Genomic DNA, 6,000 nt, shown 5'->3' with positions numbered 1-6,000 from the left:
GCGATGAAGGCGGCGGGGCTGACCATGCCGCGTTCGGGGTGTTGCCAGCGCACGAGGGCTTCGGCTCCGATGAGCCGGCCCTGGTGGTCGACCACGGGCTGGTAGTGCACGCGCAGTTCCTGGCGCGCAAGGCCCTGGCGCAGTTCGGCTTCGAGGTGCGAGCGGGCGTTGACGGCGGCCTGCATGTCGGGGTCGAAGAAGCGCTGGGTGTTGCGTCCGGCGGCTTTGGCCTGGTACATGGCCAGGTCTGCGCGCTTGAGCAGCTCGTCCACGGCGATGCGTTCGTCGCCAAACAGGGTGATGCCGATGCTGGGGGTGCTGTAGTGCTGCTGGCCGCCCAGCGCGACGGGCTGGTTCAGGCTGGCGAGCAGCTTTTCTGCGACGACTTCGGCCTGCGCGGCCGCCTGCGGTAGCTCGGCGCTGAGGTTTTCGAGCATGACGACGAATTCGTCGCCGCCAAAGCGCGCCACGGTGTCCACTTCGCGCACACAGCCGCTCAGGCGCTGGGCCACTTGCCGCAGCAGCTGGTCGCCCATGTCGTGCCCCAGGGTGTCGTTCAGGTCTTTGAAGTTGTCCAGGTCGATGAACAGCAGGGCGCCCTGCAGCCGCGAGCGCTGGCACGTGGCCACCGCCCGCTGCAAGCGGTCGAGGAGCAGACGGCGGTTGGGCAGACCGGTGAGCGCGTCAAAGAACGCCAGCCGCTCGATCTCCTGCTCCGCGCGCTTGCGGTCGGTGATGTCCATGGTGAAGCCATGCGACACGACCGAACCATCGGCCTCGCGGTGCGGCAGCGCGTTGGTCATGTGCCAGCGCACACTGCCATCGGGCATGTACACGCGGTACTCGCACTGCCAAGGCACCAGCTTGCGCACCGACGCCAGCACCGATCGGCGCAGCATGGGGGCGTCCTCCTCGACCACGCGGCGCATGAGGATGCCGTAATCCTGCGTGACTTCCTCGGGCTCGACGCCCATGAACTCCCGCACAGCGTCGCTGATGTACTGCACGCTGGCCCGGCCGTTGGAATGCAGGCGGAACTCATAAATGAAGCCAGGAATGCGGCTGGCGATGCGCTGGATGAACAGCAGCTGCTCGCGCAGTTGCTCGGCGGCGCGGCGTTCCTCGGTCACATCGAGCACCACTCCCATCTCGACCTCGACACCGTCGCGTGCCAGAGGCCGCCGCACACGCGAGCGCATCCAGCGGATCTCGCCGTCCGGCCGCTGCCAGCGGTACTCGATCTCGGCGCCCTCACGGTTCTTCCGTGCAGCATCGAACAACGGACGGTCTTCGGGCAGGATTCCGCTGACCGAGCGCTCGAAACTGACCCACTCCTGCCGCTCCACGCCAGCGATGTCGCACAGGCCTGGCGACCAGAGCAACACGGTCTCGCCCGGATCCTCGATGCGGCGCCAGTGTCCGGCGCGCGCCAGGCTTTCCATGCTGTGAAAGACCTCGGTCTGCTCGCGCAGTTCGTGACGCACATCGGCCAGGGATTGTTCGGCGGCCGCGAGCGAAGCCCGCAGGCCCTCGGCTTCTGAGATGTCGCGTACGGTCACCAGCAGGCGCTCAGGCGCAAGGCGCCGGGCGGTGATGTCCCAGGCCACGACCAGGCGGCCCGCCTCCCGCAGCACCTGCCGGGTGTCGAGCGGCACACCCAGGCGCATCACACCCTGAAGCTGCTCCACGAGCGGCGTATCGCCGAGCAGATCGAAGACATCTTCAACGTCCACGCCTGGCGTGCGCACGGCCCCCAACCCTGTGGTGCGGCGCGCCGCGGCATTGGCCGTTGCCAACACCAAGCGCATGCCCTCGGTCCGGAACTCCAGCACCGCCACCGGCAGGGCATCCAGCAGCAGGGACAAGGCGTTAGCGTCCATACCGGCAGCAGGGCCACCCCCATCCTGGGGAGGCAGTTCGGTCAGCAATCCGGAAGACACCACGTTGGCTCCGCATCCTTTCTTGAACCCGCGCATGGCATGCGCCGTTGCGCACGGCGGGCGCCGTGCAGCCCCACAGTATGTCAAAAGGTAACACGCACGCCAAACCATCCAAGCGCCCACCACCACGGGGAAACCCGGTGGACTGAACTGCTATACAGTGCTGCGCTCACGCCCGCCGCCCCCGCCCCGCCTGCCCCATGTCTGCGACGCCCGAACAACACACCCCCATGATGCAGCAGTACCTGGCCCTGAAGGCTGGGTATCCGGACACGCTGGTGTTCTATCGCATGGGCGACTTCTATGAGCTGTTCTATGCCGACGCTGAAAAGGCCGCGCGGTTGCTCGACATCACGCTGACGCAGCGGGGTCAGTCGGCTGGCCAGCCCGTGACGATGGCAGGCGTGCCCTTCCATGCACTCGAAAACTACCTCGCGCGGCTGATCAAGCTCGGCGAATCCGTGGCCATCTGCGAGCAGGTGGGCGAAGTGGGCGCCAGCAAGGGCCCGGTGGAGCGCAAGGTGGTGCGCGTGGTCACGCCCGGCACGCTGACCGATGCCGAGCTGCTGTCCGACAAGGCCGAGGCCATGCTGCTGGCCGTGCACCCGGGCCCGCGCGCGCGCTGCGGCCTGGCCTGGCTCAGCGTGACGCAGGGCCGCGTGTTCCTGGCAGAGTGCGCGACCGAAGACCTCGCACGCTGGATCACGATTGCCCACCCGAGCGAAGTGATCTACAGCGCCGGGGTGACCGAGCGCTTCGAGTCGGGCCTGCAGCAGTTGCGGCAGGCCGGTGTGTTCCAGTGCCCGATGTCGCCGCGGCCCGACTGGCAGTTTGACGGCCCGCTGGGCGCGCGCAAGCTGCTGGAGCTGCTGGGCGCAGCCAGCCTGCAAGCCTGGGGCGCCCAAGACCTGGCCGTGGCCCACGCCGCGGCGGCCGGGCTGCTGGCGTATGCCGAACACACCCAGGGCCGGGCGCTGTCGCATGTGCACAGCGTGCAGGTGCAGCGCGAGGACGACCGCATCGACCTGCCGCTGACCACGCGGCGCAACCTGGAGTTGGTCAAGACCCTGCGCGGCGACGACGCGCCCACGCTGCTGTCGCTGCTAGACACCTGCATGACGGGCATGGGCAGCCGCCTGCTGCGCAGCTGGCTGCTGGAGCCCCCGCGCGACCGCGGCATCGCCCGCGAACGCCTGGCCGCCACACAGGCGCTGCGTGGCGCAGGCGGCAGCAGCGGGCCGTTCAGCGTACTGCGCGGCCTGCTGCGCGGCGTGAGCGATGTGGAACGCATCACCGCCCGCACGGCACTGCGCCAGGTGCGCCCGCGCGAGTTGGTCGGTTTGGCCAAAACACTACTAAAAACAGAGCAGTTCGCCCAGCAGGGACAAGCACAAGACCCGTTTTTGGCCCGCATCTTTGCCGACCTGATGCCGCCGCCCGACTGCGTGGCGCTGCTGCAGCGCGCGCTGGCCGAAGAGCCCGCAGCCCTGGTGCGCGACGGAGGCGTGATCGCCGACGGCTTTGACGCCGAGCTGGACGAGCTGCGCGGCATCCAGAGCAATTGCGACAGCTTTCTGCTGGACCTGGAGGTGCGCGAGAAAGCGCGCACCGGCATCCCCAACCTGCGCGTGCAGTTCAACAAGGTGCACGGCTTCTACATCGAGGTGACGAGCAGCCACCTGGCCAGCGTGCCCGAGGACTACCGCCGCCGCCAGACGCTGAAAAACGCCGAGCGCTTCATCACGCCCGAGCTCAAGGCCTTTGAAGACAAGGCCCTGTCGGCGCAGGAGCGCGCGCTGGCGCGCGAAAAGTGGCTGTACGAGCAACTGCTGGACGCGCTGCAGCCCCATGTGCGCGCACTCACGCGGCTGGCGCAGGCGCTGGCCACGCTCGACGTGTTGTGCACCCTGGCCGAGCGCGCCGCCACGCTGGGCTGGTGCGCGCCGCAGTTCGTGGCCGAGCCCTGCATCGAGATCGAGGCCGGCCGCCACCCGGTGGTGGAAGCACGCCTGGCCGAAACCGCCAACGGCAGCTTCATTGCCAACCACACGCGGCTGAATGCCAACACGCGCATGCAGGTGATCACCGGCCCCAACATGGGCGGCAAGTCCACCTACATGCGCCAGGTGGCGCTGATCGTGCTGCTGGCCTGCATGGGCAGCCATGTGCCCGCGGCGGCGTGCCGGCTCGGGCCCATCGACGCCATCCACACGCGCATTGGCGCGGCCGACGACCTGGCCAACGCGCAGTCCACCTTCATGCTGGAGATGACCGAGGCGGCGCAAATCCTGCACAGCGCCACACCGCACAGCCTGGTGCTGATGGACGAGATCGGCCGCGGCACCAGCACCTTTGACGGCCTGGCGCTGGCCAGCGGCATTGCCACGCACCTGCATGACAAGACGCGTGCCTTCGTGCTGTTTGCCACGCACTATTTTGAGTTGACCGAACTTCCCGCGCGAGCGCGCCATGCGGTGAACATGCACGTCAGCGCCACCGAGGCCGGCTCCGACATCGTGTTCCTGCACGAAATCCAGCCCGGCCCGGCCAGCCGCAGCTACGGCATCCAGGTGGCCAAGCTTGCGGGCATGCCCGCGCCGGTGCTGCACCATGCGCGTCATACGCTGGCCGCGCTGGAGGAACGGGCCGGGGCAGCAGAGCGCCAGGTGGACCTGTTCGCCCCGCCCCCAGCACCCGAAGCGGTGGGCCCCACGGCGCTGGAGGCGGCCCTGGCACAGATCCAGCCCGACACGCTGAGTCCGCGCGAGGCGCTAGACCTGCTGTATCAGCTCAAGCGCATGGCGCTACCATGAGGTATGGGCTGCTGTGCGCAGCCACCCGTGCGGCGTGCCCCCTGTTGCGCGGACTCGATGAGCGCAGGGGGCCAGGGGGCGGAGCACGGTGCAGCGCAAGAGCCAGATCCAGCGGTGTCTGTTCGGTGACACGCGCTTCGAAGAGCGCGAGGAATACCTGGAGTTCCAGTACAAGTTCCTGATCGTGCTGATCCTGGCCGTGGTGGCCACGGTGCTGTTCTTTCTGGGCGCACTGCTGCTGGTCGAGCGTGACGTGGCCCCGCTGCGTTATCTGGCGCTGGTGGCCAACATTGTGGTGTCGCTGTCGGTCTGGCTGATGCTGCGCGGGCACAAAGAGCGCTTTGCGACCGCGGCCTGGACGATGGAGGCTGTGTGCTTTGCGGTCTGCACGTCGGCCCTGGTGCTGGTGCCCAACGACGCACTGCGGGTGGTGTGGCTCTTCATCAACGTGCCCTGCGTGTACATCCTGCTGGGCCAGCGCGCGGGTGCGTTTGTCACCGCCTGCTCCATCCTGCTGCTGGCGCTGGGCAATCCGTATTTTGTGGCCCCGTACACCGGCACCGAACTCGTGGGCGGCATCATGGGCCTGGGCCTGCTGGCCTTTCTGTTCCATATTTACCGCGCGCGCTCGCTGTCGTTCTACTGGCGGCTGCAAGCCTCCAAAGAGCGGCTGCGCGACCTGGCGACCACCGACGCGCTGACCGGGCTGCTCAACGCGCGCGCCTACCACGAGCGCTGCAACCAGGTGCTGGTGTCCACGCGGCGGCGCGGCGCGCCATGGGCCGTGCTGTTCATCGACCTCGACCATTTCAAGTCGATCAACGACCGCCACGGCCACGCCGCAGGCGACATCGTGCTGCAGAGCGTGGCACAGGCGCTGGCCGGAGGCGTGCGGGGTTCCGATATCGTGGCCCGCATCGGCGGGGAAGAGTTCTCGGTGTTTCTGCCCGACACGGATGCCAAAGGCGCCCAGGTGCTGGCCGAAAGCCTGCGTGAGACGGTGGAGGCCCTCCTTCCGGACATCGGCCCTGAGCGCCTGCGCGTGACGGCCAGTATCGGGGTGGCCAGCGGTCTGCACGCAGGGCACACGGTGGAAGACATCCAGCGCATGGCCGACCAGGCCATGTACGAGGCCAAAGCCCAGGGACGCAACCGTGTCACGGTGTTCCGACGTCTGGATCACCCTCCAGGCACCGCCTGAGTGAACAACTGTCTTTTAAGCAGCTTGTGCTCATCTGGGCTTGATT

At 67.9% G+C, this 6,000-nt stretch carries 3 protein-coding genes; 2 read left to right on the top strand and 1 reads right to left on the bottom strand.

Annotated features, from left to right (window positions below; all coding sequences use genetic code 11):
- Positions 1-1,880: putative bifunctional diguanylate cyclase/phosphodiesterase (locus ABD866_RS07480; protein WP_425549556.1), on the bottom strand; the 1,880-nt coding region annotated here is incomplete at its 3' end.
- Between the two features lie 260 nt (positions 1,881-2,140).
- Between ABD866_RS07480 and mutS the strand changes: the two genes are divergently transcribed.
- Together mutS and ABD866_RS07470 are read left to right on the top strand one after the other, a co-directional pair.
- Complete coding sequence (gene mutS, locus ABD866_RS07475) at positions 2,141-4,753, top strand: DNA mismatch repair protein MutS (protein ID WP_345062755.1); 2,613 nt, start codon at positions 2,141-2,143, stop codon at positions 4,751-4,753.
- Between the two features lie 88 nt (positions 4,754-4,841).
- The gene (locus ABD866_RS07470) at positions 4,842-5,954 is read left to right on the top strand and encodes a GGDEF domain-containing protein (RefSeq protein WP_345062754.1); all 1,113 of its coding nucleotides are present in this window, start codon (positions 4,842-4,844) and stop codon (positions 5,952-5,954) included.
- Positions 5,955-6,000: the final 46 nt, after the last annotated feature.

The sequence above is a fragment of the Acidovorax lacteus genome (assembly GCF_039540375.1).
Lineage (GTDB): Bacteria > Pseudomonadota > Gammaproteobacteria > Burkholderiales > Burkholderiaceae_C > Acidovorax_G > Acidovorax_G lacteus.
This window is presented reverse-complemented; position numbering and strand designations above follow the sequence as displayed.

Coding starts and splice junctions, on each gene's coding strand:
- mutS (WP_345062755.1), top strand. CDS start 2,141: ATGTCTGCGACGCCCGAACAACACACCCCCATGATGCAGCAGTACCTG.